The following is a 24632-nucleotide window of genomic DNA, read 5'->3' on the forward strand; positions in this document are numbered from 1 at the left end:
ACCGACATGACAACGACTACCGAACGCGTGGACGGCGCCGCCCAGCATCTCGTCGCCGCCCGCCATGCCGGCGTACCCGGCCCGCTGCTGCCCGACGCCTTCCGCCCAGAGAACGCCGACACCGCGCTCGCGATCCAGCATCGCGTCGCCGACCTGCTCGGCGAAACCATCGGCGGATGGAAATGCGCACTGCCGCCGCCCGACCGCGTGATCGTCGCGCCGATCTTCGCGTCGACGATCCGCGAAGCCGATGCGCCGTACCGCGTCGTCGGCGGCCCGATCGTGCGGATCGAGCCGGAAATCGCGTTCGTGCTCGATCGCGACCTGCCCGCCCGTGCGCAGCCGTACGACGAGAACGACGTGCGCGGCGCGATCCGCGAAGTGCGCGTCGTGCTCGAGGTATTGGGTTGCCGCTATGCGGAGCCTGCGCGCGCGTCGAAGTTCGAGCTGCTCGCCGACGGGCAGTTCAACCAGGGGCTGTGCGTGGGCCCCGTCGTGCCCGACGGGCTGAACGTGCCGCTCGAGACGCTCGCGCTGTCGTTCGAGGGCGCGCTGAACCGCACGATCGACGGCCGCCATCCGGATGGCGATCCGCTCAAGCCGCTCGTGTGGCTGGTGAATTTCCTCGCATCGCGCGGCGACGGCGCGCGCGCCGGCCAGATCGTGACGACCGGCTCGTATGCGGGCGCGATCGACGTGCCGCTCGGCGATGCGCTGACCGTGCGCTTCGGCGAGCTCGGCAGCCTGTCGGTGACGCTGACGGCCTGAGGCTCGGCGGCAGGGCGGCCCGCGCGCGAATCCCGGCGAACGCGCGGCGCCCGGCCCTGCCTCTGCCGACCCGGCGTGATACCGTTGCACATCGCCGTCACACGCGCGAAGCCGCGTTCATTTCCGTCATTCGCCATGCCGCCGACACCCTTGCCCGCCCTGCTGGATGATGTCCTGCGCACCGTCGAGCGCCGCTACCGGCTGCCGCCGCTCGTGCGCGCGTCGTCGCTGACCGACGCCGCGAACCCGGCCACCGTCATCGCGATCGTGATCGAGGAAGCGCGCCGGATGCAAGCGGACGGCCGAGCACCCGACCCGGCATTGCAGCGCCGTTTCGTCGACGCGCTCGCGCGCATGATCGGCGACGCGATGGACGCACAATCGGGCGACCCCGCGTTCCAGGCGGCGGTGCTGCGGCATGGCGCGGCGACCGTGCGCGAATACGCGTCGCTCGCCGCGCATGCCGAACAGGATCGGCGCACGCTGCGCTCGGCCGTCAACACGATCGCGCATCCGGCCCGGCTCGAACGGCATGCGCAGGCGTGGCAACGCGAGCCGCTCGCGCGGCTGCACGCGGCCGCGGCCAGCGCGTCGTGGAACGATCTCGATGCCACGCTGCGGCACCTGCTCGCGCAACCGGAGATGGCGGCCGACACCGCGTTCGAACAGGACATCGTCAAACTGAAGGACAGCCCCGCGCTCGCGCGGCTGCAGCGTCTCGACGCCCTGTCGCCGGACCCCGATGTCCAGCGGTACCGCACGCTATGGGGACGCCAGGGGCCGCTCGAAGGCAGCGCGCTCGCCGTTGCGCAGGGCGTCACGTCGCAACAGCGCGGTGCGGCCGTCGAAGCGCTGGCCGCGCAGGCGCTCGACGCATTGGCCGAGCAACTCGATGCGAGCGATGCGCATCGCACATATCGCGTGGTCACGTCGATGCGCGTGCCGGCATCGATTCCGGCCAAGCACGACCGCGCGAAAACCGAGTGGGATGCGGTGCTGCTCGAGCGCGCGCGCGGCGACGATCCGTCGGCCGCGTGGCACGTCCGCTTCCTCGTCGAGGCGAAGGCGTCCGCGGATGCCGCGACGACCGATCTGCCGCGGTTGCTGCGCGGCCTGAGCCTGCTCGCGCAAGCCGATCCGGACACCGTCTATGCGTTCGACACGCGTGAAGGCGCGGTGCGCCTGCACGGCGCGTCGCTGCGCGCGCTGACGACCGACGACGCGGCATTGCAGCACGAGGTACTGTACTGCTGCGATGCATCGGCCGACCCGACGCCGCGCCTCCTGGGGGCCGCGAGCCGGATGCAGCTGCTGTCGGCGCCGGCAAGCCTCGACTACGCGAGCGCGCTGGCGCAGCGCACGGATGCCGATCCGCACGGCCTGTGCGCCGTCTGGAACGCGCTGCTGGAACTGCCGTCATGGCGCGCGGTGCTGCATCAGTATGAATCGCTGCGGCAGGTACGGGCGCTGATGGTAGGCATCGACGACCTGATGGCCGCGATCGAGGGCGATATGGATGAGATGGGCGACAGCGCCGCGAACGATGCATGACGCGCGCATCCGGGCGGACCGGCTTGCGCGTTGAATCGCCATGCCACGCGCCGTCGGCTCAGTTGTTGAGCACCCCGAACGGCAGCGTCCACCCCGTCAGCCGCCCGCCGTCTCCCCAGCGATTGTCCCCGTCCGCGCCGACCGGCAGCAGGACCGGCGCCGCCGCGCATGCGAGCGTTTCCTTCGGCGTATGGCCGAACTCCGCCTTGAACAGCCGATGGAAGTATTTCTCGTCCGGAAAGCCGTGCGCCCATGCGATTTCCGCGATGCGCTGATGTCGGCGCGTCGGATCGCCGAGCACGTGGTACGCGTGGCGCAACCGTCTGCGCGTGATCTGCCGCATCACGCCGCCCTCTTCCCCGAACAGCTGATAGAGCCGCGCCCTCGACACGCCGATGTCCCGGCAGATCCGGTCGGGCGTGAGGTCGGGTTCCAGCAGGTGCGCGTCGATATAGCGCCGCGCGCGCTCGACCAGCGCGTTGTCGATCGGGCCGCGCGCGTCGTCGAATGCCTGCGCGCCCGGCGCGACCGCCGCGGCCAGAAGCAGCAGCAACGATTGCACGATGCTCGGCACCTCGTGCGTGCGCAGGTCCGGCAGATTGCGGAACAGCGACAGCATCTGGTCGCGCAGCAGCCGCCCGACACCGCTCGACAGCGTCTGCCCGTGCGCGTTCGCCGCATGGGCCGGCAGCAGATGGCGCGGCACCACCAGGCTGATCACGTCGCCGGCCTCGACCCGGCAGTCGTTGACCTGCGCGACGTCGTAGACGAACAGGTCGCCCGCGCGCTTGATCAGTTCCGGCCCGCCGGTGCGGCACGTGAGATGCCCGCCCAGCAGCAGCGTGAAGCGGATCGAATCCTGGCCGTCGAGCCGGATCCGCCGGGGCGTCCGGTGCACCGTGTAGGTCGGCGCGCGCGAGCGCCAGCGCCGTCCCGAAAAGATCAGCGGGCCGAGCGCCGCACCGGTCGCTTCCGCGTCGAACGTGCCGTAGCCGCCGATGTCGTCCAGCCGGTAGTCGCAGAGCATGTCCTTGACCCACACGTGGAACCGGTCCGGCACCGGATAGTCGGTGGTACGAAACTTGAAAACGGGGATGGCATCCGCTTGATCCATGGCAGTTCTTATTCGAGCCGACGGGAAGGATGAATCGGTTCGCCGATTATCGGACCAAAATGCGGCGCCGGACAGCGGATTCGCCGGATCGCCCGCCGCGCCGTCGATCGACATGCGGCGGCGGGCATCGCTGCCTTCGGCGCGACGCGTCAGCGGCGCGGATGGCATTCCCAGTCGTTGTACGTCGGCCGGTCGATCGGCGTGAGGCCGGGAATCATGAACACGTTGCAGGTGAACCGCCGCCCCTTGCCGGTGGTCGCGTCGTAACTCACCTGCTGGCCGCCGAGCCCGTTCTTCTTCCCGTACTGCACGTTGGCGATCGTGATTTCGTCCGACGACGCGAGGCCGAGCGTCTTCGCGGTCGACGTCTGCACGTCGGTCATGTTCATCTGCGTCGTGCCGCACGCGGACAGCACGAGGCCGGCAACCGCGGCGCCCAGCGCGGTCCGTGCGGTGCAATGCAAGGTCTTCTTCATCGATTCTCCTTCGGTTTTCCGCGCAACGCGATCACGAGCCCGGGGTATAGAAACTGGACTGCAGCTGGCTGCCGATACTCGCGACATACGATTGCCAGACGAGCGCCATCGACCCTGTCGCGTTGACGGCCAGTGCCGGCCATGACGCACTGTCTGCCGCCACCGTCGACGCGCCCCACGCACCTTTGCGATAGCTGGCCGCGATGACGGCCGACGCGCCCGGCAAGCCCGTGTCCTGCCATGCGGCCGTCACATTGCCCGCCGCGTCGACCACCAGCGCCGGGTACTGCGCGGCCGCCCCGTTCAGGTGTTCCGTCAGCCGCTGCAGCGGCCCCCAGTTGCCGCTGGCATCGGACACGCTCGCCTGCAGGACGGCGCCCCCTTCCGCCCACATCGCGGCGGCCACGCCGTTTTCGTTGACGGTCAGCATCGGCGTCGCGATGAACCCTGTCGGCTCCGCGATCGCCGGCGCCACGGGCTGTGCGGGCTGCCACCCGGTGCCGGATACGTAGCGTTGCGACATCGTCGCCGTGAGAATCTGCCCGCCCGTCACGTCGATTTGCCCCCAGAGCAGCGTGATGTTGCCCTTCGCGTCCATGCCGGCCACCGGCGAGATGATCGTCGTAAACAGGCTCGTGTTCGATACGGCCTGGTTGACGTCGGTCCAGCCGTTGGTCGCGTCGTACGTGGCCGTCCACAGCGCCGACTTCGTATGGTTGGTCTGCCGCCACGCGAGCACCGCGCGGCCGGATGACAGGACCGACATCATCGGCCTCACGTTGTCGGTATCGCCGGTCACCGCACCCGGCCCGGTCTGCACCGGCATCTGGATCAACGCCGTCGGCGACCACTGTCCCGCCGGCGTATAGCGCGTCCATGCGATGCGCGTATCGAGCAGGCTGATCGACTGCGTCCATGCGACGAGCGCGTTGCCCTGGCTGTCGATCCCGGCCGTATAGGACGAACCGGCCATGTCCGGCGCCAGTGCGACCGGTGTGCCCCATCCGCCATTCGGGCTGTACGGGCGCGCCCACAGGGCGTACGTGTTGGGGCCCGGCGTCCATTCGGTCCAGAACGCGACCGCCTGTCCGCTCGCGTTGCCGACCAGTTGCGGCTGAACGCCGGTCAGGCTGTTCATCGAATGCGAACCATCGCTCGTGTCGAGCCGCGTCGCGCTGCCCCAGCCCGAGCCCGGGACATAGCGCGCGCCCCACATTTCATTGCCGTTCGCGCCGGCCGGGCCGTTGGTCATCCAGGTTGCGAGCGCATTGCCGCTCGCGTCGATCGTCACGCTGGGGTCGCCCTCCGGCCCCTTGCCGTCCACTGCGACGGCCGCCGACCAGCCGGCCTGCGGCTGCGACGTGCCCCCGCCCGTCGGGCCGCCATTCGAGCCGCCGCCGGGCGACGAGGGTCCGGAAGGCGATCCGGGATGGGTCGGCGTCGACTGCGACGCATCGCTCTTCGTCGAGACGTCGTCGCCGCCGCATGCGGTCAACGCGAGAACGACGGCCATGACCGCCCAGGTTACGGGTTTCATCACAATCCTCTTGTTCTGGATTGACGGCACGTACTTGCCTGAGCAGCAGGTCAACCCTGCCGCACATATTGATAAGCAGTGCCATTCAATAGATGTGGAATGCCGCGCTTTCGTCGAGCCTAGCCCTGTTCGATCGCGCGGACGGCCTTTGCTTCCGGTACGAACGGCGGCTTGCGTACTGCCTCTGTCGTCCATCCCCGGACACCCCGAAGTGCCGGCTGCATCTTAATTCATACGATCCGGAATCGAGGTGGGGTTGCATCCACAGTGAGTGGACATGCGTTTCGCCGGTAATCGGCACGCGCATGCGCCGGTGACGCGCGAATTCGGATACCGGCCCGCCGCGGCGGGCGGCGGCCGCAATCCTGCGGCGCATCGAAGGGGGAATCGACGGCAGCGAGCGGGACGCGCTGCACTGCGTCGTGGCGACTTCGCGATTTCGTGCCGGCAGCATCGTTCTGCATAACCGGTCAAACACGCCAGCGAAGGGGGATGGGGCCGGCCGGCGTGGCCGGCCAGCACGGCGCAGCCCGCGAAAGCGGGCATGCACCGATCGCGTTATGCCTGCACGAAAGCCAGCAGGTCGGCGTTCAGCGCGTCCGCGTTGATCGTCAGCATCCCGTGCGAATAGCCCGGATACGTCTTCAGCGCGCCGTTTTTCAGCAGCTTGACCGACTTCAGCGCGGAATCCGCGATCGGCACGATCTGGTCGTCTTCGCCGTGCAGCACGAGCGTCGGCACCGAGATCGACCGCAGGTCTTCGGTCTGGTCCGTCTCCGAGAAGGCCTTGATGCCTTCGTAGTGCGCCTTCGCGCTGCCGATCATGCCCTGGCGCCACCAGTTCTGGATCACGCCCTGGTGCACCACCGCGCCGGGCCGGTTGAAGCCGTAGAACGGGCCGGACGGCACGTCCAGGAAGAACTGCGCGCGATTGTCGGCGAGCGCCTTGCGGAAGCCGTCGAAGACTTCGAGCGGCAGGCCTTCCGGGTTCGCGTCGGTCTTCAGCATCAGCGGCGGCACCGCGCTGACCAGCACCGCCTTCGCGACGCGGCCGGCCGGCTCGCCGTGCCGCGCCACGTAGCGCGCGACTTCGCCGCCGCCGGTCGAGTGACCGATATGGACCGCGTGGCGCAGGTCGAGCGCTTCGGCCACCGCGAACGCGTCCGCCGCGTAGTGATCCATGTCATGGCCGTCGGAAACCTGCGCCGACCGGCCGTGGCCGCGGCGGTCGTGCGCGATCACGCGGTAGCCCTTCTGGACGAAGAACAGCATCTGGGCATCCCAGTCGTCGGAGGACAGCGGCCAGCCATGGTGGAACATGATCGGCTGTGCATCCTTCGGGCCCCAATCCTTGTAGAAGATGTCGACGTTGTCCTTCGTGGTGATGTAAGGCATGGCTGCAGGCTCCTTTGGGGTAGGTGAACATCGCGTGCCGGCCGATCGCCCGGGGGCGGGTGTCGGTGACGAACTGCGGCGCGGCGGCACATCGCGTCGGTCGACTCGGCACTTCCCCGTTGTAGCGGAAAACTGCGAACATGTCATGAAGCCAATGACATGCCGGCATGCATCGGCACTCTGCGGGCGACGGCGATGTGCGGCTATATCGCGTCGGATCGGCCGCGCAGCCCACTTACTTCAGGAACACTCATGTTCGACCACGTCAAATTCGGCGTCAGCGACTATGCAGCGAGCAAGGCGTTCTTTCTCCGCGCACTCGAACCGCTCGGCGTAGCGGTCCTCGCAGAAGGCGTGCCGACCTATGGCGTCGAACTCGGCGCGCCGGGCAAGCCGACGCTGTGCCTGTTCCAGACCGACGAGAAACCGGCCCGTCTCCACCTCGCATTCGCAGCCGACACGCGCGCGCAGGTCGATGCGTTCCACCGGGCAGCGCTGGCAGCGGGCGGCAAGGACAACGGCGCACCCGGCCTGCGCCCGCAGTATCACGCGAACTACTATGCCGCGTTCGTCATCGGTCCGGACGGGCACAACATCGAAGCGGTCTGCTCGCATCCCGAAGCCTGATCGTCCGATCGAGCCACGATTCACTGCGCGCGAGTAACGAACCTGCCGGCGCCTCGTGACTCGCGTGTGATCACGCGTCGGTTCAGGCGTCCGTCGACACGGTCACCGCTTCCCACGCGCGCATGTCGTCTTCCAGCGCCGACCATTTGGCGCGCACGAGCCGAAGCGCATCGCTGCCGAGCAACAGATGGGCCGGCGGGCGGCGCGCCGCAATGACCGCGAGCATCGCGCGCGCGGCCTTGGCGGGATCGCCCAATTGTCGGCCGCTTTTCTCCTCGCGCGCCTGGCGGATCGGATCGAAGATCGCGTCGTAATCGGCGATCGAGCGCGGCGTGCGCGTCATCGAGCGGCCGGCCCACACCCGCTGCTCGCGCTGTATCTGCACCTCGATTTCCCGATGGCCGCCGAACTCGCCGCGCAGATCGACCGTGAAGGGCTCGCGGAGCCCGTGCAGGCGCCGAGGAGCATGATGTCGACGCCGATGGACGACGCGATGCAGGCGACCGTGCTGCGTTTCGTCGAGGCGATGCATCGGCCGCTCGAAGCGGTGGTGCTGGGCCCCGGCCTGCTGCGCGAACTGTATTTCCGCGTGCTCACCGGCGCGCAGGGCAGCGCGATGAGAAACGCGCTGGCGATGCGTGGACAGTTCGGCCGGATCGGCCGTTCGCTGCGCCTGATCCACGCCGACTACGCGCAATCGCTCGACGTGACGCAACTGGCCGGCGAAGCCGGCATGAGCGTGCCGAGCTTCCATAGCCACTTCAAGGCGATCACGCAGGTGTCGCCGATGCAGTACCTGAAGTCGACGCGGCTGCATCAGGCGCGTCTGCTGATGGTGCGCCAGGACCTGACGGCGGAGGCGGCCGGTTATGCAGTCGGCTATACGAGCCCGTCGCAGTTCAGCCGGGAATTCAAGCGGCTGTTCGGGTTGACGCCCGCGCAGGAGACGAAGCGCATGCGCGCGCAGTTCGCGATTCCGGCGGCATTCGAGGATGCGGTTTACGTGTCGTCGCATTGAGCGCGGAAGCGGCGCGTCGACGAACGCATCGTCCGCCGCGTCGGCGCGTTTGCTATGCTGCGCGCATCGCCCGACCGAGCCGATCGCCGACATGAATGACCTGACTGCCGATAGCGCGCGCATGTTGCGTGCCTCCTGCGACGCATGCTTCGGCACGGCCGCCGTCTGGCCGCTCGTCGAGCGCGCGTATGGCGAGCCGCAGCGCTTCTATCACACGCTCGCGCACCTGGCCGATCTGTTCGGGCATCTCGCGCCCTATCGCGCCGAACCGCTGTGGCCGGCGATCGAGCTCGCCGTCTGGGCGCACGACATCGTCTACGCGACGACGCTGCCGGACTATGCGGAGAACGAAGCGTGCAGTGCGCGATGGCTCGCGCAGATCGTGGATTCGCACTGCACCGAATCGTGGCGGCACGCGCACGCGGTGCAGGTGTCCATCGCACACGCGCTGGTGCTCGCGACGAAGTCGCACCGGCTGCCCGACGCCTTCGGCTCCGATCCGGACGTGCTGCGCGCGGGGCGGATTTTTCTCGATGCCGATCTCGCGATTCTCGCGGCCGCGCCCGATCGGCTTCGCGAATACGATCGCGCGATCGCACGCGAGTGGGCGCAGGATCCCGATGCGCCGTCGGCGGCATTCCGTGCCGGGCGCAAGCAGGCGCTCGGCCATCTGCGCGGGCAGGACCCGCTGTTTCAATCGGCGGAATTCGCGCCGCTCACGCCGCTCGCGCGACGCAATCTCGACGCGCTGATCCGCGCTTACGCATGACTGCGATACGCGCGGGCATGCTGCTTCGGCACACGATTTGTGGAGTCCTGACACATGCCGTTTTCCAACGACCAACTCGCCCAAACCATCGATCACACACTGCTCGCGCCCGACGCGAGCGACGCGCAGATCCGCGAACTCTGCCGCCAGGCGGCCGAGCATCGCTTCTATTCTGTCTGCGTGAATTCGGTGAACGTGCCGCTCGCCGCGCGCGAGCTGGCCGGCACCGCTCAAGGTAATTCTCGAAACGGGATTGCTGACCGACGACGAGAAGGTGCGCGTGTGCGAGATGTGCCGCGAGCTCGGCGTCGCGTTCGTGAAGACGTCGACCGGCTTCCACGGCGGCGCGACGCTCGCGGACGTCGCACTGATGCGCCGCACGGTCGGCCCGACGCTCGGCGTGAAGGCATCGGGCGACGTGCGCGACCGCGCGACCGCGCTCGCGATGCTCGAGGCCGGCGCGACGCGGCTCGGCACGCGCTCGGGGGTGGCGATCGTCACCGACCGGGGCGGCAGCGACACGGCCTACTGAGCCGACAACGGCGCCGGCACGGCCACTTCAGCGGGTAAAGACGTTCAGTCCGCCGTCGTTGAACAGTTCGGCCGTCACCCGGACGGGCGGCGTGCCGGCGAACGTGAGCGCGTATCTCGAACCGGGCGGCGCCATTTCGCCCGACGGGCTCAGCGCGAACGTGTCGCCGTCCCAATGCGTGCACGCGAACTGCACATTGCCCGCGCCGATCGTCAGCACCAGGGCGCCGTTCACGACGCTCATCGTCAGCGGCCCGTAGTAATCGTTGCCGTAGGTACCCGCGTACGCGCTCAGCGCTTGCGGCGGTGCCGGCGACACGGGCGCGGCCGCGCGGGCCAGCGAGCCGGACGGCGCGGTCAGCGATGCAGTCTGCTCTTTCGCGAAGGCCGCCCAGTCGCGACGCTGCGCGCCGTACTGGACCAGGTCGACGAACGCGAAGCCGATCGCCTCCGGCACGCCGACCGGCCAGGTGTTGACCAGCGCGACGATGCCGATGTCGAGCGACGGCACGATCACGAAGAAGGTACTGGCGCCCAGCAGGAACCCGCCGGAATGGCTGACCATCGGCCGCCCGCCGTCGGCGGTCGTCCCGACGTTGAAGCCGTAGCCGTAATACGCGGCGGCGCCATCCGCGCTGGCCGGGCGGATCAGCATCTGCTGCGACAACGCGGGCTGCAACGCGGCGGCAGGGATCAGCTGCGTCGTGCCGGCCCGTCCGTTGGCCAGCACCATCGACATCCATTTCGCCAGATCGTTGACCGACGAGCTCACACCGCCGGCGGGCGACTGCAGGTCCGCATCGCGCGGCGTGGCGACGGGAACGAACGCGCCGTTTGCCGGCACGTGCCCGATTGCATGATTCGTGCTCGCCTGGTAGTCCGCATATCGCGAGCTCGTGCGCGTCATGCCGAGCGGCGCATAGACCGCCTGCTCCGACAGCGTCGCCCAATCGATGCCGGCCGCGTCGGCCACGCCGATCGCCGCGGCCGTGAGCCCGATGTTCGTGTACGCGTAATGGCTGCGATAGCCGTCGAGCGGAATGTCGCGCAGCCGGTTGAAGATCGTCGCCTGATCGAAGCCGAGCTCCTCGAGCTGATCGCCGACATGCTCGGGCAGGCCGGAACGATGCGCGTACAGGTCGCCGACCGTCAGCGATTGCGTGACCGACGGGTCGGACAGCGCGAACGACGGCATCAGTTGCTGCATCCGCGTGTCCCAGCTCACGAGCCCCTTGCCGACCTGGGTCGCGACGACCGTCGCGCCGATCGACTTCGATACCGATGCCAGCTGGAAAATCGTGTCCGCATCGACGGGCTCGCCGGTGACTGTGCTGCAGACGCCGTATCCCTTCGCGAACAGCGTGTTGCCGCCGTGCACGACGGCCACCGCGATGCCGGGCACGCCAGAACTGCGCAGCAGCGCGTTCACGAATGGATCGAGTTGCGCGACCGCCGCCGCGATCTGCGCGTCGGACACCGGCGCGAGCGGATCCGGCGTCACCGTGTCGCCGCCGCAACCGGGCAGCGCGCCCAGGCCGCTGATGCCGAGTGCCGAACCGAAAGCCGTCTTGAGGAAGCGCCTGCGATCGAATGAGTCGGTCATGATGCAAACCCCGTGGAGTGGTGCGTGCGTTTGTTCTGATTTCCGACGCGCTCGGGCATGGCCCGGCCCCGATCGCCCGCACAATATGCCTGCTCCACGCGAATCCGACAACTCCGTTGCAGCACGTCCGGCCCCTTGGCCGTTCGTCATCCGCTATGACGCGACCGGCAGCCGCACCGGCTCTCCGGCGTCGAGCGCACTATCCCTCGATCTCGACGCCCGCATCGAGCCAGCCGCGCATCATCACGCCGACCTCGTCGTTCAGCCACTGCCGGAACAGCTGGTATTCCGGGCGCGGCTGCGCATTCCGGTGCGTGATCAGATAGTGATGGCGATCGCGAAACACCAGCACGTCCTGCACCGGCCGCATCAGGATGCCCTGGTCGATCTGCCGGTGCACAAGGTGATGCCAGCCCAGCAGCGTACCCTCGCCGGCCTCGGCCTGCGCGACGAGCAGCCGGTAGTCGTTGCTTTCCAGATACTTGCTCTCGGTCAGCGTGTCGGTGCCGTCGCTTTGCTGGAACCAGTTGCGCCACACGCGCCAGTCGACGTGCTCGCACACCTGCGCGCGACCGAGCATCGACAGGTTCAGGGTCGGGCACGACAGCAGGTCCAGCGGCTTCAGCGACCGGCGATGAAAATGGCGTTCGTGAAACGACGGGCTGCACACCGGATACACGATGTCGTGAAACAGCGGCTCGACTTCGAACTCGGGCTCGCGCGGCGGGTTCTTCGTGATGATGATGTCGGGCTCGATGAGCCCGTCGAGCTCCATGAAGTGCTCGGTGACGATCACGTGCAGCCGGATATCCGGAAACTGCTCGCGAAACGCCGGCAGCCGCGACGACAGCCACAGCGCCGAGAACGTGTGCGACACGCAGATCATCAGCGCATGCTTGTCGGTGCGGCGTACCGCCTCCGCCGCCTCGGCGATGTTCATGATCGACAGGTACGACGCGTTGTAGAGAATCCGCCCCGCATCCGTCAGCGCGATATGCCTGCCGGTCCGCTCGAACAGCGCGACGTCGAGCGAATCCTCGAGCTCCTTGATCTGCCGGCTGATCGCGGCCTGCGTCACGCACAGCACCTCGGCCGCCTGGGTGAAGCTCTCGTAGCGCGCCGCCGTCACGAAACACCGCAGCGCCCGAAGCGACGGCATCTGCGCGAGGAGTCGGTCTGCAAACAATTGCTTCTTCAACATGGCTTTCACTCTCAAAACGCGGGTCGGACGCGGCGCCGACGAACCCGTTGTCCGCAGCCCGCCGGCTGCCTGCGGGCCATGTCATCGCAAACCTTTCGGTCATCCGAATCGTGCAGCTTGCGAGTCAGCCGGGAGGCTGGCAACGTTGAACGCTGAAACGGCGTCACGATGACGCCATTGTCGATCGATTGTGCATCGCATCGCCATTATCGGAAGCGATGAGGGGGACTGCAAGACGAACAGCGGATCGGCATGCCCGTCGACCGCGCCGCCACCCCGCGCCGCGCCGCGCGTTTGCGCAGTGCACCACATGCCGCGCCGTGCCGTCACGGCAAGGTAGCCGCGCGTATCGTCGTTCGTCGCGCGCAACGGGCAACTGGCGCGGCCTGCGCCGGCCGATCGAGCTCCGGCCGTGCTCGTGCGGCATGGTGCAGCGCCACATCGCGGCCGATCCGCGGCACGCGCGAAGCGGCCGGCGCCGCCGCGCGCACGCCATCGGCCGGGCCGCGCGGGCCCGGCGTGCGGCACGTGCGGCGTGCGCGCTCAGTCGAGCTTCAGCCAGGTGGTCTTCAGCTCGCAATATTGATCGTGCGCGTAGACGGACTTGTCGCGCCCGCCGAAGCCCGACTGCTTGAAGCCGCCGAACGGCGTCGACAGGTCGCCTTCGCCGAAGCAGTTCACCGTGACCGTCCCCGCGCGAATCCGCGCGGCGACCTTGTGCGCGCTGTTCACGTTGTCGGTCCACAGCGACGCGGCCAGCCCGTAGCACGTATCGTTCGCGATCCGCACCGCCTCGTCGACGTCGTCGTATTCGATGAAGCACACGACCGGCCCGAACACCTCGTCGCGCGCGATGCTCATCTCCGGCGTCACCTGATCGAAGATCGTCGGTTCGACGAACCAGCCGCCCGTCTCCGCGAGGATCGCATGCCCGCCGCACGCCACGCGCGCGCCTTCCGCCTTCGCCTTCTCGATATGGCCGAGCACCTTCTCGTAGTGCTTCTGCTCGATCAGCGCACCGAGCTTCACGTCCGGGTCGAGCGGATCGCCGGTCTTCCAGCCGGCGAGCACGGCCTGAACCTTCTCCAGCAGTTCCGCCTTGCGGCTCGCCGGAACGAGAATCCGCGAACCGGCGCTGCAGTTCTCGCCCATGTTCCAGAATGCGGCCGCGACGGCCTGTTCGGCCACCGCATCGAGGTTCGCGACGTCCGGCAGGATCACCTGCGGATTCTTGCCGCCGCACTCGAGCACGACGCGCTTCAGGTTGGTATCGGCCGAGTAGTGCAAGAACCGCTTGCCGGTCGCGGTCGAGCCGGTGAACGCGACGAGATCGACGTCCGGGTGGCGGCCGATCGCCTCGCCGGCCTCGGCGCCGAACCCGGTGACGACGCTGAACACGCCCGGCGGCACACCGGCCTCGAGCGCGAGATCGGCGATCCGCAGCGTCGACAGCGACGTCTGTTCCGCCGGCTTCACGACCACGCTGTTGCCGACCGACAGCGCCGGGCCGATTTTCCACGCGAGCATCAGCGCCGGGAAATTCCACGGCAGCACAGCGCCGACGACACCGATCGGCTCGCGCGTGATCATGCTCACGACGCCCGCGCCGGACGGCGACAACGCGTCGTAACGCTTGTCGGTCACCTCCGCATGCCAGCGAATGCACGCGGCCGACTCGGGAATATCGAGCCCCAGGCATTCACCGATCGGCTTGCCTGCTTCCAGCGCCTCGAGCAGCGCAAGTTCCTCCGCGTGCTCGTCGATCAGTTGCGCGACGCGCAGCAGCACCGCCTTGCGGTGCGCGGGCGCGGCCTTCGACCAGACACCCGATTCGAACGCGTCGCGCGCGGCCGCAACCGCCCGCTCGACGTCCCGTTCGCTGCATCGCGCCACTTCGGCGAGCACCTTGCCGGACGCGGGGTTGAGCGTGGCGAACGTCTCGCCCGACGCCGCCGCGCTGCGTTGCCCCGCGATGAACGCGCGACCGTCGAGCGATAGCGCATTCGCCTTCTGTTTCCAATCCTGATGGGTCGTCATGTCGTTTCCTCAATCATCAAAGCTCGGCACCCGCCGAGAACTCCTTGGCCCAGATCGTCGCCGACACGGCCAGGTCGACGATCGGCCGAACCGGCAGCGGACGCGGATGCGGCTGCTTCAGCAACTGCTGCACGAGGCTGTTCGATTCGCCGAGCGCGTATTCGGCGATCAGCTTGCCGGAGGACGACCCGCGGCTCAGGCCGAGGCCGTTGCAGCCGATCGCCTCGAAGAGGCCGTCGTCGCGCCTGCCGAACAGCGCACCGTTGTTGGCGGACAGGCACAGCGGCCCGCCCCACGTATATTCCAGCTCGACGCCGCCGAGCATCGGGAAGCGGCGCTCGAACGAGCGCTGATGCAACTGCCGCGACTTCGCGAGATCGGCCGGCGACACCTTCACGTCCGGCCGGAACGCGAAATGGTTGCGCACGCAAATGCGATCGGTGATCAGGCGTCGCACCGTGGTGCCCATCGGGTCGGCCGGAATCAGCGACCACGAACGCGCGCCGCCGAGTTTCGCCACTTCGTCGGCGTTCATCTGACGCGTGAGCGATGCGAACGTATAGACCGGCAGCAGGCCGTTCGAATGCATGCCGAAGGTCGCCGCGTACGCGTTCGTGCACAGGATCACCTGCTTCGCGACGATCGTGCCGCCGGCGAAATGCAGCGCGCGCGTGTCGCCGCGCTGCTCGATCCGCGTCACCGGGCTGAGCTCGAACACCGTCACGTTGTCCGGTTGCGTCGCCGCCAGGCCGCGCATCAGCGCGGCCGGCTGCACCGTGCTGCAGCCGGGCGTGAACAGCGCGCCCGTGTAGAAGTCGGTGCCGGTCACGGCCTTGATCGCGGCCTGGTCGAGCCATTCGAACGCTTCGCCGATGCGGGTCAGGCCATCGGCAAAATGCGCGAGCGCGGCGGCGCCCTTCTTGTTCACCGATGCGTGGAATTTGCCGTCGTCGCGCCAGTCGCAATCGATGCCGAAGCGCCGCACGATGTCACGCACGTAGTCGATGCCGTGCCGCTGAAACCGCACGTCGGCGCGATCCTCGTCGATGCTGCGCGAGTAGCTTTCGCTGCTGATGTCGTGCGGCAGGTCGACGAAGAATCCGGAATTGCGCCCGGCCGTCGTGCGGCCGATCCGGTCGGCCTCGACGAGCGCGATGGACGCGTCGGGCGCGAGCTCCGCCAGCCGGCGCGCCGCGCACAGGCCGGTGATGCCGCCCCCGACGACGACCCAGTCGAACCGGCTGTCGGATGTGACGGTCTTCGCTTCCCGCGCCGGCGGCAGGCTCTCCCACCACCCGTTCATCCCGTCCGGCGCCGGAAACCGCGCGAATTCCAGGTTCGAGCTCATGATGGATTACCGGGCGTCGCGCAGCAGCGGTTTCACGAGCTTCGCGAACGCATCGCGCTCGTCGTCCGACAGCGCGCCGAGCGGTGCGCGGGCGACGCCGACCGGCAGGCCGGCCAGCTCGCAGCCGTAGCGCACGTACTGAATGAACTTGCCGCTGCGCTCGAGCAGTTCGAGCACCGGCAGCAGTTGCGCCATCAGCTTGCGGCCGGTCGCGAAATCGCCGCGCTTCACGCAGGCGTCGAACAGGTCGGTGTGCGCTTCCGGCAGGAAGTTCGACGCGCCGCCGACCCAGCTGCGCGCGCCCCATGCGAAGAATTCGAGCGCCTGGTCGTCCATCCCGCAGCTCAACACGAGCCGGCCGCTGAAATGCGTCGACAGATGATGCAGATGCGCGATATCGCCGGTGCTTTCCTTCATCGCGACGAAGTTCTTGCGCGCGAGCAGCGTCTCGAGAATGTCGTCGCCGATTTCCGTGCCGGTGCGGGCCGGGAAGTTGTACAGCATGATCGGCATGTCGAGCGCGTCGTCGACCGCGAGCAGATGCGCGAGCAGTTCCTGCTGGGTCGGCTGCGCGTAGTACGGCGCGGCAACCAGCAGCGCGTTCAGTCCCGCGCGTTTCGCTTCGCGGCCGAGGCGCAGCACCTCCTTCGTCGTCGTCGCGTTGATGCCCGCGGTCAGGAACGTCTTGCCGCCGGCCGCGGCCGCGACCGTGTCGAACGTGCGCACGCGTTCGTCGAAGCTCAATGCATAGTATTCGCCCGTCGTCCCGCCAATGCCGAGGCCGGACACGCGGCCCGCGAGATCGGCCGCGTGGCGGCCCAGCAGGGCATGATCGATTTCGCCGTCCGCGTCGAACGGGGTGACCAGCGGTGTGTGTACGCCCTCGAAGCTCATTTTGATTCCTCATTCAGATGGGTGCGCCAGGTTCCGCCCGTCGGGCGGGAAACCGGCAATTCGACAAAACATCGTCGGCGCGTCGCGGCAGTCGCGCAGCCACGCCGATCGATTCACTACGTAATCAAAACGATATTCCAGGCCATCCCGATGCCGGGATCAGGCGAACGCCTCCGCATGCGCATAAATGGGGAACTGGCTGCACAGGTCGCGCACGCGGGTCCGCACCGACCGCTCGACCGCTTCGTCGCCGCCCGGATCGCGCTCGAGCGCCGCCAGCACTTCGACGATCATTTCCCCGATCTGCGCGAACTGCGCGGGTCCGAAGCCGCGCGTGGTGCCCGCCGGCGTGCCAAGCCGGATGCCGGACGTGACCATCGGATTCTCCCTATCGAACGGAATCCCGTTCTTGTTGCAGGTGATGCCGGCACGCTCCAGCGCCTTCTCGGCCTGCATGCCGGTAACACGTCGCGAACGCAGGTCGACCAGCAGCAGGTGGTTGTCCGTGCCACCCGTGACGAGCGAGAGGCCGCCGCCCGTCAGCACGCCGGCGAGTGTCTGCGCGTTGCGCAACACCTGGTCGATATAGCGCGTAAACTCCGGGCGCAGCGCCTCGGCGAACGCCACCGCCTTTCCCGCGACGACATGCATCAGCGGGCCGCCCTGCAACCCCGGAAATACCGCCGAATCGATCTGCTTCGCGACCTCGGCCTGATTCGTCAGGATGAAGCCGCCGCGCGGGCCGCGCAGCGTCTTGTGCGTGGTCGACGTCACCACGTCGGCGAACGGCACCGGGTTCTGATGCCGACCGGCCGCGACGATGCCGGCGATGTGCGCCATGTCGACCATCAGCTTCGCATCGACGCTGTCCGCGATCTCGCGGAACGCGGCGAAATCGAGCGCGCGCGGATACGCGGAGTAGCCGGCGATGATCAGTTTCGGGCGATGCTGCTCGGCGAGCCGGCGCACGTCGTCGTAATCGATGCGCAGCGTGTCCGGGCTCACGCCGTACTGCACCGCGTTGAACCACTTCCCCGACAGCGCGGGCCGTGCGCCGTGCGTGAGATGGCCGCCCGCATCGAGGGACATGCCCATCACCGTGTCGCCGGGCTTGACGAGCGCGAGCATCACCGCGCCGTTGGCCTGCGCGCCCGAGTGCGGCTGGACGTTCGCATGCGCCGCGTCGAACAGGGCGCACGCACGGTCGATCGCGAGCGACTCGATCCGGTCGACATGGTCGCAACCGCCGTAGTACCGCCGGGACGGATAGCCTTCCGCGTACTTGTTCGTCAGCACGGTGCCCTGTGCTTCCAGCACCGCCGCCGACGCGATGTTTTCGGACGCGATCAGTTCGATCTGGCTCTGCTGGCGACGCAGTTCCAGCGCGATCTCCGATGCGATCACCGGATCCCGGCTCTGGAGCGTTTCAGAAAAAAAGCGGGCGTTCTCGTTCACTTGGTGACTCCGCAACGCGAATCATGACGTGCTGCATGGACTGCGTGTACCTCACACACTGCGAGGCCGGCGCCCTCGTTGCGGCCCCGGCCGCCGGCATCGCGCGACATGCGCCGCCGGTTCGCGCGAACGGCGCCAATCGCGTCGTCCGCGCTACCGGGGCGCAGCCTCACTGCTGCAGCCAGGCCTTCAGCTTCTCCGGATGGGCATCGACGAACTTCTTCGCGGCCGTTGCGTAATCGTTCGTGCTGTTCCCTTCGAACTCGATCGCCTCGACGTCGGCCAGCGTCAGCTTCAGGTGCTTGAAGAACACGTCGGCGCGCGGGAACTTGCCCGCGAACTTCTTCGACGCGAACGCGTGGATCTGCTCTTCACCGCCCAGCGTGCCCTTCGGGTCCTTCAGGTAACGCATCTGCCACTTCTGGAACAGCCAGTGCGGGCTCCACACCGTCGCCACGACCCACTGCTTCGACTGGTACGCACGCGACACGCTCGCCAGCATGCCTGCCTCGCTCGACGCCTGCAGGTTGTAGCCGTCCAGGTTGTAGGCCTTGATGGTCTTCTCGGACGCCTGCATCAGGCCGCCGCCCGGCTCGATGCCCTGGATCGTGCCGTTCAGCTTGCTCTTGACCTCCGGCTTGTTCAGGTCGGCGATCGACGACAGCTGCGATTCGGGAATGTAGGTCGGCACCGCCCAGCCGTTCTTGCCGCCGGTGTAGATGATGCCGACGTCGTCGAGGTCGTTCTTGTACTTCGCGTAGTACGTCGCATGCGTGACCGGCAGCCAGCCGCCGACCATGATGTCGAGGTCGCCGCGCGCGACGCCCTGGTACTGGATGCCGATGTCGGCCTGGACGAACTGCACCGGCTGCTTGAGTTGCGTCTCGAGCACGTACTTCGCGACGTTGGCCACCGCGAGCACGTCGGCCCAGTTGGTCACCGCGATCTTGACCGGCTCGGCCGCCGATGCCACGCCCACACCTGCGCCGCAGGCAACCACCGTCGATACCGCAAGTTTCGCCAGAAGCGACTTGAACGTATGGGTATTCATCTAGTACTCCTTGTTAATCACGCGAGTCTTTCAAGGATGAGGAACGCCTTCGATCGGCGTTTCTGGTCTCCACGCACTGCTACACCGGTTCCGCCGCGGCACCGTGGCCGCGGCGCTTCATCTTCCTTCAACTGCCTTCGACTGCCTTTTCCGTCAGGTACGTGCCGCACCACGCGGGCCGGCCTTGCCTGCACGAGCGGCCGGTCGCGCCTTTTTCTTCTTCGCCTTCACGCCGAAGCTCTCCGTCAGGCGATCCAGCACGATCGCGAGCAGCACGACGCCCAGCCCGCCTTCGAAGCCGATCCCGATGTCGAGGCGCTGGATGCCGCTCAGCACGTACTCGCCGAGGCCGCCCGCGCCGATCATCGACGCGACCACCACCATCGACAGCGCCATCATGATCGTCTGGTTCACGCCGGCCATGATCGACGGCAGCGCGTTCGGCAGCTGGATCTTCCACAGAAGCTGCCAGTCGGTGCTGCCGAACGAGCGGCCGGCTTCGATCAGTTCCTCGCGGACCTGCCGGATGCCGAGCGTCGTCAGCCGCACGACGGGCGGCATCGCGAACACGATCGTCGCGATCACGGCCGGCACGCGTCCGAGGCCGAACAGGATCACGGCCGGGATCAGGTACACGAACGCGGGCATCGTCTGCATGAAGTCGAGCAGCGAGCGCAGGATCATGCCGATCCGGTTGTTGCGCGCGCCCCAGATCCCCAGCGGGACGCCGATCACCAGGCTGAAGAACGTCGCCGCGGTGACGAGCGCGAGGGTCGAGACCGTCTGCGCCCACAGGCCCATGTAGTGAATGACGAGCAGCGCGAAGCCGACGAAGATCGAGAACACGATGCCGCGACGCCACAGCGCGAGTCCGACCAGGATCACGACCATCGCGATGAACGGCACGGCGGCGAGGCCGTCTTCGAGCAGCTTCACGACCGCGCCGAGCCCCGCCGAGAAGGTGTCGAAGCCACCGCGGAAATGCAGAAACAGGAAATTGACGAAATTTTCCGCGAACTTCCCGATTACCGACGAATTCATGCTGCCCTCCGTTGCATCATCTGCTTGAGTATCGTCCGGCAGGACACGACGCCCGCCAGTTGTCCCGCTGCGTCCGTCACCGGCACGTCGTGCTCCTGGGTCAGCGCGATCGACGCGAGCCGATGCAGATCCGTATCGATCGAAACCGCGTTGAAGTCATGCAGGAAGGCCTCGCGAATCGGCCGCGTGCCGGAGCGGTGCAGCGTGGCGGCCGTGACGCAGCCCAGATAATGGCCGGCCTCGTCGCACACGTAACCGCACTCCGCGCCGCTGTCGATCAGCTGGTTCAGGTAGCGGTCGGACGACGTCCCGGCATCGCACCGCAGCAGCCCGCGCTCGACCTTCGTCATCATGCTGGATGCCTTCAGGAAGCGCGACACGTCGACGTTGCGGAAGAAGTCCTGCACGTACGCATCCGCCGGCGTCTGGATCAGTTCGGCCGGCGTGCCGACCTGGATCAGGCAGCCGTCCTTCATGATGCCGATGCGGCCGCCGATCTTCACCGCTTCCTCGATATCGTGTGAAATGAACACGATCGTGCGCTGCTCTTCCTTCTGCAGGCGCAGCAGTTCGTTCTGCATTTCGAAGCGGATCAGCGGATCGAGCGCGGAGAATGCCTCGTCCATCAGCAGGACCGACGGATTCACCGCCAGTGCGCGGGCCAGCCCCACGCGCTGCTGCATACCGCCGGACAACTCGCTCGGCAGCAGCTTCTCGTACGAACCCAGGCCGACGCGCTCCAGCGCGGCACGCGCCACTTCGTAACGCTGCGCCTTCTTGATCCCCGCGACCTCGAGACCGTACGCGATGTTGTCGATCACGGTCCGGTTCGGCAGCAGTGCGAACGACTGGAACACCATCGCCATCTTCTGGCGCCGAACATCGCGCAGTTCCGGCGTCGACATCGGTGCGATGTCGCGGCCTTCGAGCACGACCTGCCCGGACGTCGGCTCGATCAGCCGGTTGAGCAGGCGCACCAGCGTCGATTTGCCGGAGCCCGACAGGCCCATGATCACGAAGATCTCGCCGGCCCGCACGCTCAGGCTCACGTCATCGACCGCCACCATGTTGCCGGTTTCGGCGAAGATCTCGTTGCGCCCGACGCCGCGCTTCATCAGCTCGATCGCTCGCTCGGGCTTCGGACCGAAAATCTTCGACAGGTGCTTGACGGTCAGGATGTCGGTTCCGGTCGCGGTACTCGACCGGGCGATCGACGGCGCACCGTCGGTGTGGATTGCTCCGGGGGGAAGTACATCGCCCGGTGCAAACGTCAGATTTGGGGCCATTCTGTCATCCCGACTAGCTGGTAATGGAAACCGCGAACTTCGCACGAGTCGCCTTCGACTGCCACGTTTGTTGCGTGGGCTCGATGCGCGCTCGCTTGGTTGACGGCGCTGATGCAGTGATTGCAGCGTATCAATCCAATTTCGTCGCTCCAGATACATTTTCTGTGCGCTTTTCCATACCTTTGGTAATGCATCGAAAACGTGCGGAAAAGCGTGACTGGCGGTGCACTGCAGGACCGTGACGAAAGCCAATACCGGCGCGGCTGTGCGGGATTTCGCCATGATTGCCGCAATGTGGTGCACGCGGTGCGCGGGAGGGTGCGCTAGGGGAAAATCCCGACGGGGGTATGTGAGGGAAACTACCGAGAGAACCGGCGCGCGACGGCGCAGGCGGCCATCGAGCCGGCTCGGACACGCAGGATCGGCGGTCGACGATGGACGGATCGAACTTGCGCCGGTGACGCACATAGCGGAACCGTGCGATCGGCACCGCCCGTTGCAGAAGGGCACGCGTTGCTCGTGTCGAACGGCCGCGGCGGCCAGATCGCGGCGGCCGTGCGGCACGCGATCACGTGCCGCCGAAGACGGCCCGGCCACTGCTCGCGATGTTCAAGCGGACGTTGCCGCGGGATCTGGCCGTGCCGGATGCGCAAGCGGGCCGTGCAAAGCACGCGGCCGCCCGAAGGCGGCCGCGCGAAGAGGCACCGATGCGCCGCTTACTTGCTGTAGTCGTACACCCCGCGCCCCGTCTTGCGCCCCAGCCGCCCGGCCGACACCATCTCGCGCAGCAGCGGGCACGCACGATACTTCGTGTCGCCGAAGTCCTTCAGGAACACATCCATCACTGCGAGGCACACATCGAGCCCGACGAGATCGGCCAGCGCGAGCGGCCCGATCGGATGGTTCGCGCCGAGCTTCATCCCCGCATCGATCTCCTCGGCCGACGCGATGCCTTCGGCCAGCACGAAGAACGCTTCGTTGATCATCGGCACGAGGATCCGGTTCACGACGAAGCCCGGCGCGTTGCGCACGCCGATCGGCGACTTGTCGAAACGCTCGGTCAGCGCGCGCACCGCCGACGCCGTCGCTTCGCTCGTCTGCAGCCCGCGGATGATCTCGACGAGCGGCATCAGCGGCACCGGGTTGAAGAAGTGCATGCCGACGAAGCGCGACGAATCGGCGAGCAGCGCCGCGAGCGAGGTGATCGAGATCGACGACGTGTTGGTCGCGATGATCGCGTCGGGCCGCGCGACCGATTCGATCTGCTTCAGGATGCGGCTCTTCAGCTCGACGTTCTCGGTCGCGGCTTCGATCACGATGTCGACCGCGGCGAGCTTCGCGTAATCGGTCGACGTCGTGATGCGCGCGAGCGCGGCATCGCGCGCACCGGCGTCGAGCTTCTCCTTCGATACGAGCCGCTCGAGGCTGCCCTTCAGTGCGGCGACGCCCTTGTCGAGCGCCGCATCGCTGACGTCGATCATCACGACGTTGAGTCCTGCAACGGCGGCGGTCTGCGCAATGCCGTTGCCCATGGTTCCGGCGCCCACGACGCCGACGGTTTCGATAGCCATGACGATTCCTGTGTGTGTTCGGGTGCTGAACGTTCGATTATCAGATGTTCTCGAAGATCGCCGCAATCCCCTGGCCGCCGCCGATGCACATCGTCACGAGCGCGTAACGCCCGCCGATGCGCTTGAGCTCGTACAGCGCCTTGACCGTGATCAATGCGCCCGTCGCGCCGATCGGGTGACCGAGCGAAATGCCCGAGCCGTTCGGGTTGACCTTGGCCGGATCGAGGCCGAGTTCCTGCGTGACCGCGCACGCCTGGGCCGCGAACGCCTCGTTCGCCTCGATCACGTCGAGATCGGTGATCTTCAGGCCCGCGCGCTCCAGCGCCTTCTGCGTGGCCGGCACCGGGCCGATGCCCATGTACGCCGGATCGACGCCCGCATGCGCATACGCGACGAGACGCGCGAGCGGCTTCACGCCCTGCGCGCGCGCGGCATCCGCGCTCATCATCAGCACCGCGGCGGCCGCATCGTTGATCCCCGACGCGTTGCCGGCCGTCACCGTGCCGTCTTCCTTCACGAACACCGGCTTCAGCTTCGTGAAGTCGTCCGGGCCGGCGTCGTGACGCACATGCTCGTCGGTGTCGAACGCGACCTCGCCCTTCTTCGTGCGGATCGAGATCGGCAGGATCTGATCCTTGAAGCGGCCTTCGGCGATCGCGCGCGCCGCGCGACGATGCGATTCGAGTGCAAGTGCATCCTGCGCGTCACGCGAAATGCCGTACTTGCGCGCGACGTTCTCGGCCGTCACGCCCATGTGGATCGTCTGGAACGGGTCGTGCAGCGCGCCGAGCATCATGTCGACGAGCTTCGCATCGCCCATGCGCTGGCCGAAACGCGCGGCCGGCACGGTGTACGGTGCGCGGCTCATGTTCTCCGACCCGCCGCCGATCGCGACGTCGGCGTCGCCGAGCATGATCGTCTGCGCGGCCGACACGATCGCCTGCAGGCCCGAGCCGCACAGACGGTTCACGGTCAGCGCCGGCGTGTGCTGCGCGACGCCGCCGTTGATCGCCGCGACGCGCGCGAGATACATGTCCTTCGGCTCGGTGTTCACGACGTGGCCGAACACGACATGGCCGACCGCATCGCCCGGCACGTTCGCGCGCGACAGCACTTCGGCGACCACCTTCGCACCGAGATCGGTCGGCGAGAAATCCTTCAGGCTCCCGCCGAAATCGCCGATCGCGGTACGGACACCGCTCACCACCACGACTTCCTTCGCTGCATTGCTCATCGTCTCACTCCGGTTCGTTCGCGCCCGTGGGCGCGGGGATGCGTTTGCGTTACATGTTCGGGTAATTCGGCCCGCCGCCGCCTTCCGGCGTGACCCACACGATGTTCTGCGTCGGGTCCTTGATG

The 24632-nt window shown here is 67.5% G+C and carries 20 protein-coding genes and 3 pseudogenes; 6 read left to right on the forward strand and 17 right to left on the reverse strand.

The genetic code is table 11. The features are described from left to right. Positions 1–6: 6 nt before the first annotated feature. Entirely contained in the window at positions 7–768 is a 762-nt protein-coding gene (locus DIE15_RS28875) for a 2-keto-4-pentenoate hydratase (RefSeq protein WP_124834930.1), read from the forward strand. A gap of 135 nt (positions 769–903) precedes the next feature. Further along, entirely contained in the window at positions 904–2319 is a 1416-nt protein-coding gene (locus DIE15_RS28880; RefSeq protein ID WP_057927730.1) for a hypothetical protein, read from the forward strand. 58 nt (positions 2320–2377) lie between these two features. Here DIE15_RS28880 and DIE15_RS28885 read toward each other — a convergent pair whose 3' ends face one another. From DIE15_RS28885 to DIE15_RS28900, 4 genes are all read right to left on the reverse strand, one after another. Continuing rightward, on the reverse strand, positions 2378–3433 hold the full coding sequence (locus DIE15_RS28885; protein WP_124834931.1) for a helix-turn-helix domain-containing protein: 1056 nt from the start codon (positions 3431–3433) through the stop codon (positions 2378–2380). 149 nt (positions 3434–3582) lie between these two features. Then, a complete protein-coding gene (locus DIE15_RS28890) occupies positions 3583–3909 on the reverse strand; it encodes a hypothetical protein (protein ID WP_057927728.1) in 327 nt (108 codons plus the stop codon). Positions 3910–3940: 31 nt separating this feature from the next. Further along, a complete protein-coding gene (locus tag DIE15_RS28895; protein WP_124834932.1) occupies positions 3941–5446 on the reverse strand; it encodes a hypothetical protein in 1506 nt (501 codons plus the stop codon). A gap of 558 nt (positions 5447–6004) precedes the next feature. After that, on the reverse strand, positions 6005–6841 hold the full coding sequence (locus DIE15_RS28900; RefSeq protein ID WP_124834933.1) for an alpha/beta fold hydrolase: 837 nt from the start codon (positions 6839–6841) through the stop codon (positions 6005–6007). 252 nt (positions 6842–7093) lie between these two features. Here DIE15_RS28900 and DIE15_RS28905 point away from each other — a divergent pair, with 252 nt between their 5' ends. Then, positions 7094–7468 (forward strand): VOC family protein, encoded by a 375-nt coding sequence (locus DIE15_RS28905; protein ID WP_057927725.1) that lies wholly within the window; start codon positions 7094–7096, stop codon positions 7466–7468. An 82-nt stretch (positions 7469–7550) separates the two neighbouring features. Here DIE15_RS28905 and DIE15_RS28910 read toward each other — a convergent pair. Next, positions 7551–7826: pseudogene (locus DIE15_RS28910) on the reverse strand (short-chain dehydrogenase/reductase); the annotation flags it as partial. Here DIE15_RS28910 and DIE15_RS28915 point away from each other — a divergent pair. The 3 genes and pseudogenes from DIE15_RS28915 to deoC all read left to right on the forward strand — a co-directional run. Continuing rightward, a pseudogene (locus DIE15_RS28915) lies at positions 7815–8486 on the forward strand (helix-turn-helix domain-containing protein); the annotation flags it as partial. The pseudogenes DIE15_RS28910 and DIE15_RS28915 sit on opposite strands and share 12 nt — an antisense overlap. 91 nt (positions 8487–8577) lie before the next feature. Then, a complete protein-coding gene (locus DIE15_RS28920) occupies positions 8578–9255 on the forward strand; it encodes a hypothetical protein (RefSeq protein ID WP_124834934.1) in 678 nt (225 codons plus the stop codon). A gap of 54 nt (positions 9256–9309) precedes the next feature. Further along, positions 9310–9787 (forward strand): annotated as a pseudogene (deoC, locus tag DIE15_RS28925) (deoxyribose-phosphate aldolase). Between the two features lie 27 nt (positions 9788–9814). Here the strand turns inward: deoC and DIE15_RS28930 are convergent. The 12 genes from DIE15_RS28930 to DIE15_RS38215 all read right to left on the reverse strand — a co-directional run. Continuing rightward, a complete protein-coding gene (locus DIE15_RS28930) occupies positions 9815–11389 on the reverse strand; it encodes a serine hydrolase (RefSeq protein ID WP_124834935.1) in 1575 nt (524 codons plus the stop codon). Positions 11390–11588: 199 nt separating this feature from the next. Then, complete coding sequence (locus DIE15_RS28935) at positions 11589–12590, reverse strand: LysR substrate-binding domain-containing protein (protein WP_057927720.1); 1002 nt, start codon at positions 12588–12590, stop codon at positions 11589–11591. A gap of 543 nt (positions 12591–13133) precedes the next feature. Continuing rightward, entirely contained in the window at positions 13134–14627 is a 1494-nt protein-coding gene (locus tag DIE15_RS28940; protein ID WP_124834936.1) for an aldehyde dehydrogenase, read from the reverse strand. Between the two features lie 16 nt (positions 14628–14643). After that, a complete protein-coding gene (locus tag DIE15_RS28945) occupies positions 14644–15975 on the reverse strand; it encodes an FAD-binding oxidoreductase (RefSeq protein ID WP_124834937.1) in 1332 nt (443 codons plus the stop codon). Positions 15976–15981: 6 nt separating this feature from the next. After that, a complete protein-coding gene (locus tag DIE15_RS28950; protein ID WP_057927717.1) occupies positions 15982–16869 on the reverse strand; it encodes a dihydrodipicolinate synthase family protein in 888 nt (295 codons plus the stop codon). A gap of 159 nt (positions 16870–17028) precedes the next feature. Further along, the gene (glyA, locus tag DIE15_RS28955; RefSeq protein ID WP_124834938.1) at positions 17029–18324 is read right to left on the reverse strand and encodes a serine hydroxymethyltransferase; all 1296 of its coding nucleotides are present in this window, start codon (positions 18322–18324) and stop codon (positions 17029–17031) included. 169 nt (positions 18325–18493) lie between these two features. Then, a complete protein-coding gene (locus DIE15_RS28960; protein WP_124834939.1) occupies positions 18494–19375 on the reverse strand; it encodes a glycine betaine ABC transporter substrate-binding protein in 882 nt (293 codons plus the stop codon). A gap of 153 nt (positions 19376–19528) precedes the next feature. Then, positions 19529–20416: a proline/glycine betaine ABC transporter permease gene (locus tag DIE15_RS28965; RefSeq protein ID WP_124834940.1), complete on the reverse strand. Its 888-nt coding sequence runs from the start codon at positions 20414–20416 to the stop codon at positions 19529–19531. After that, entirely contained in the window at positions 20413–21702 is a 1290-nt protein-coding gene (locus DIE15_RS28970; RefSeq protein WP_057927713.1) for a glycine betaine/L-proline ABC transporter ATP-binding protein, read from the reverse strand. Before DIE15_RS28970 ends, DIE15_RS28965 begins: the two co-directional genes overlap by 4 nt. Positions 21703–22418: 716 nt before the next feature. Beyond that, positions 22419–23339, reverse strand: coding sequence for a 3-hydroxybutyryl-CoA dehydrogenase (locus DIE15_RS28975; RefSeq protein WP_175825265.1), 921 nt, complete (start codon positions 23337–23339; stop codon positions 22419–22421). After that, on the reverse strand, positions 23314–24507 hold the full coding sequence (bktB, locus tag DIE15_RS28980) for a beta-ketothiolase BktB (protein ID WP_124834942.1): 1194 nt from the start codon (positions 24505–24507) through the stop codon (positions 23314–23316). The genes DIE15_RS28975 and bktB overlap by 26 nt, the downstream gene beginning before the upstream one ends. 49 nt (positions 24508–24556) lie before the next feature. Next, the coding region (locus tag DIE15_RS38215) for a 4Fe-4S dicluster domain-containing protein (RefSeq protein WP_133168007.1) at positions 24557–24632 on the reverse strand (76 nt) is incomplete at its 5' end.

The organism is Burkholderia sp. Bp9031 (assembly GCF_003857965.1).
Taxonomy (GTDB): Bacteria; Pseudomonadota; Gammaproteobacteria; order Burkholderiales; family Burkholderiaceae; genus Burkholderia; species Burkholderia ambifaria_A.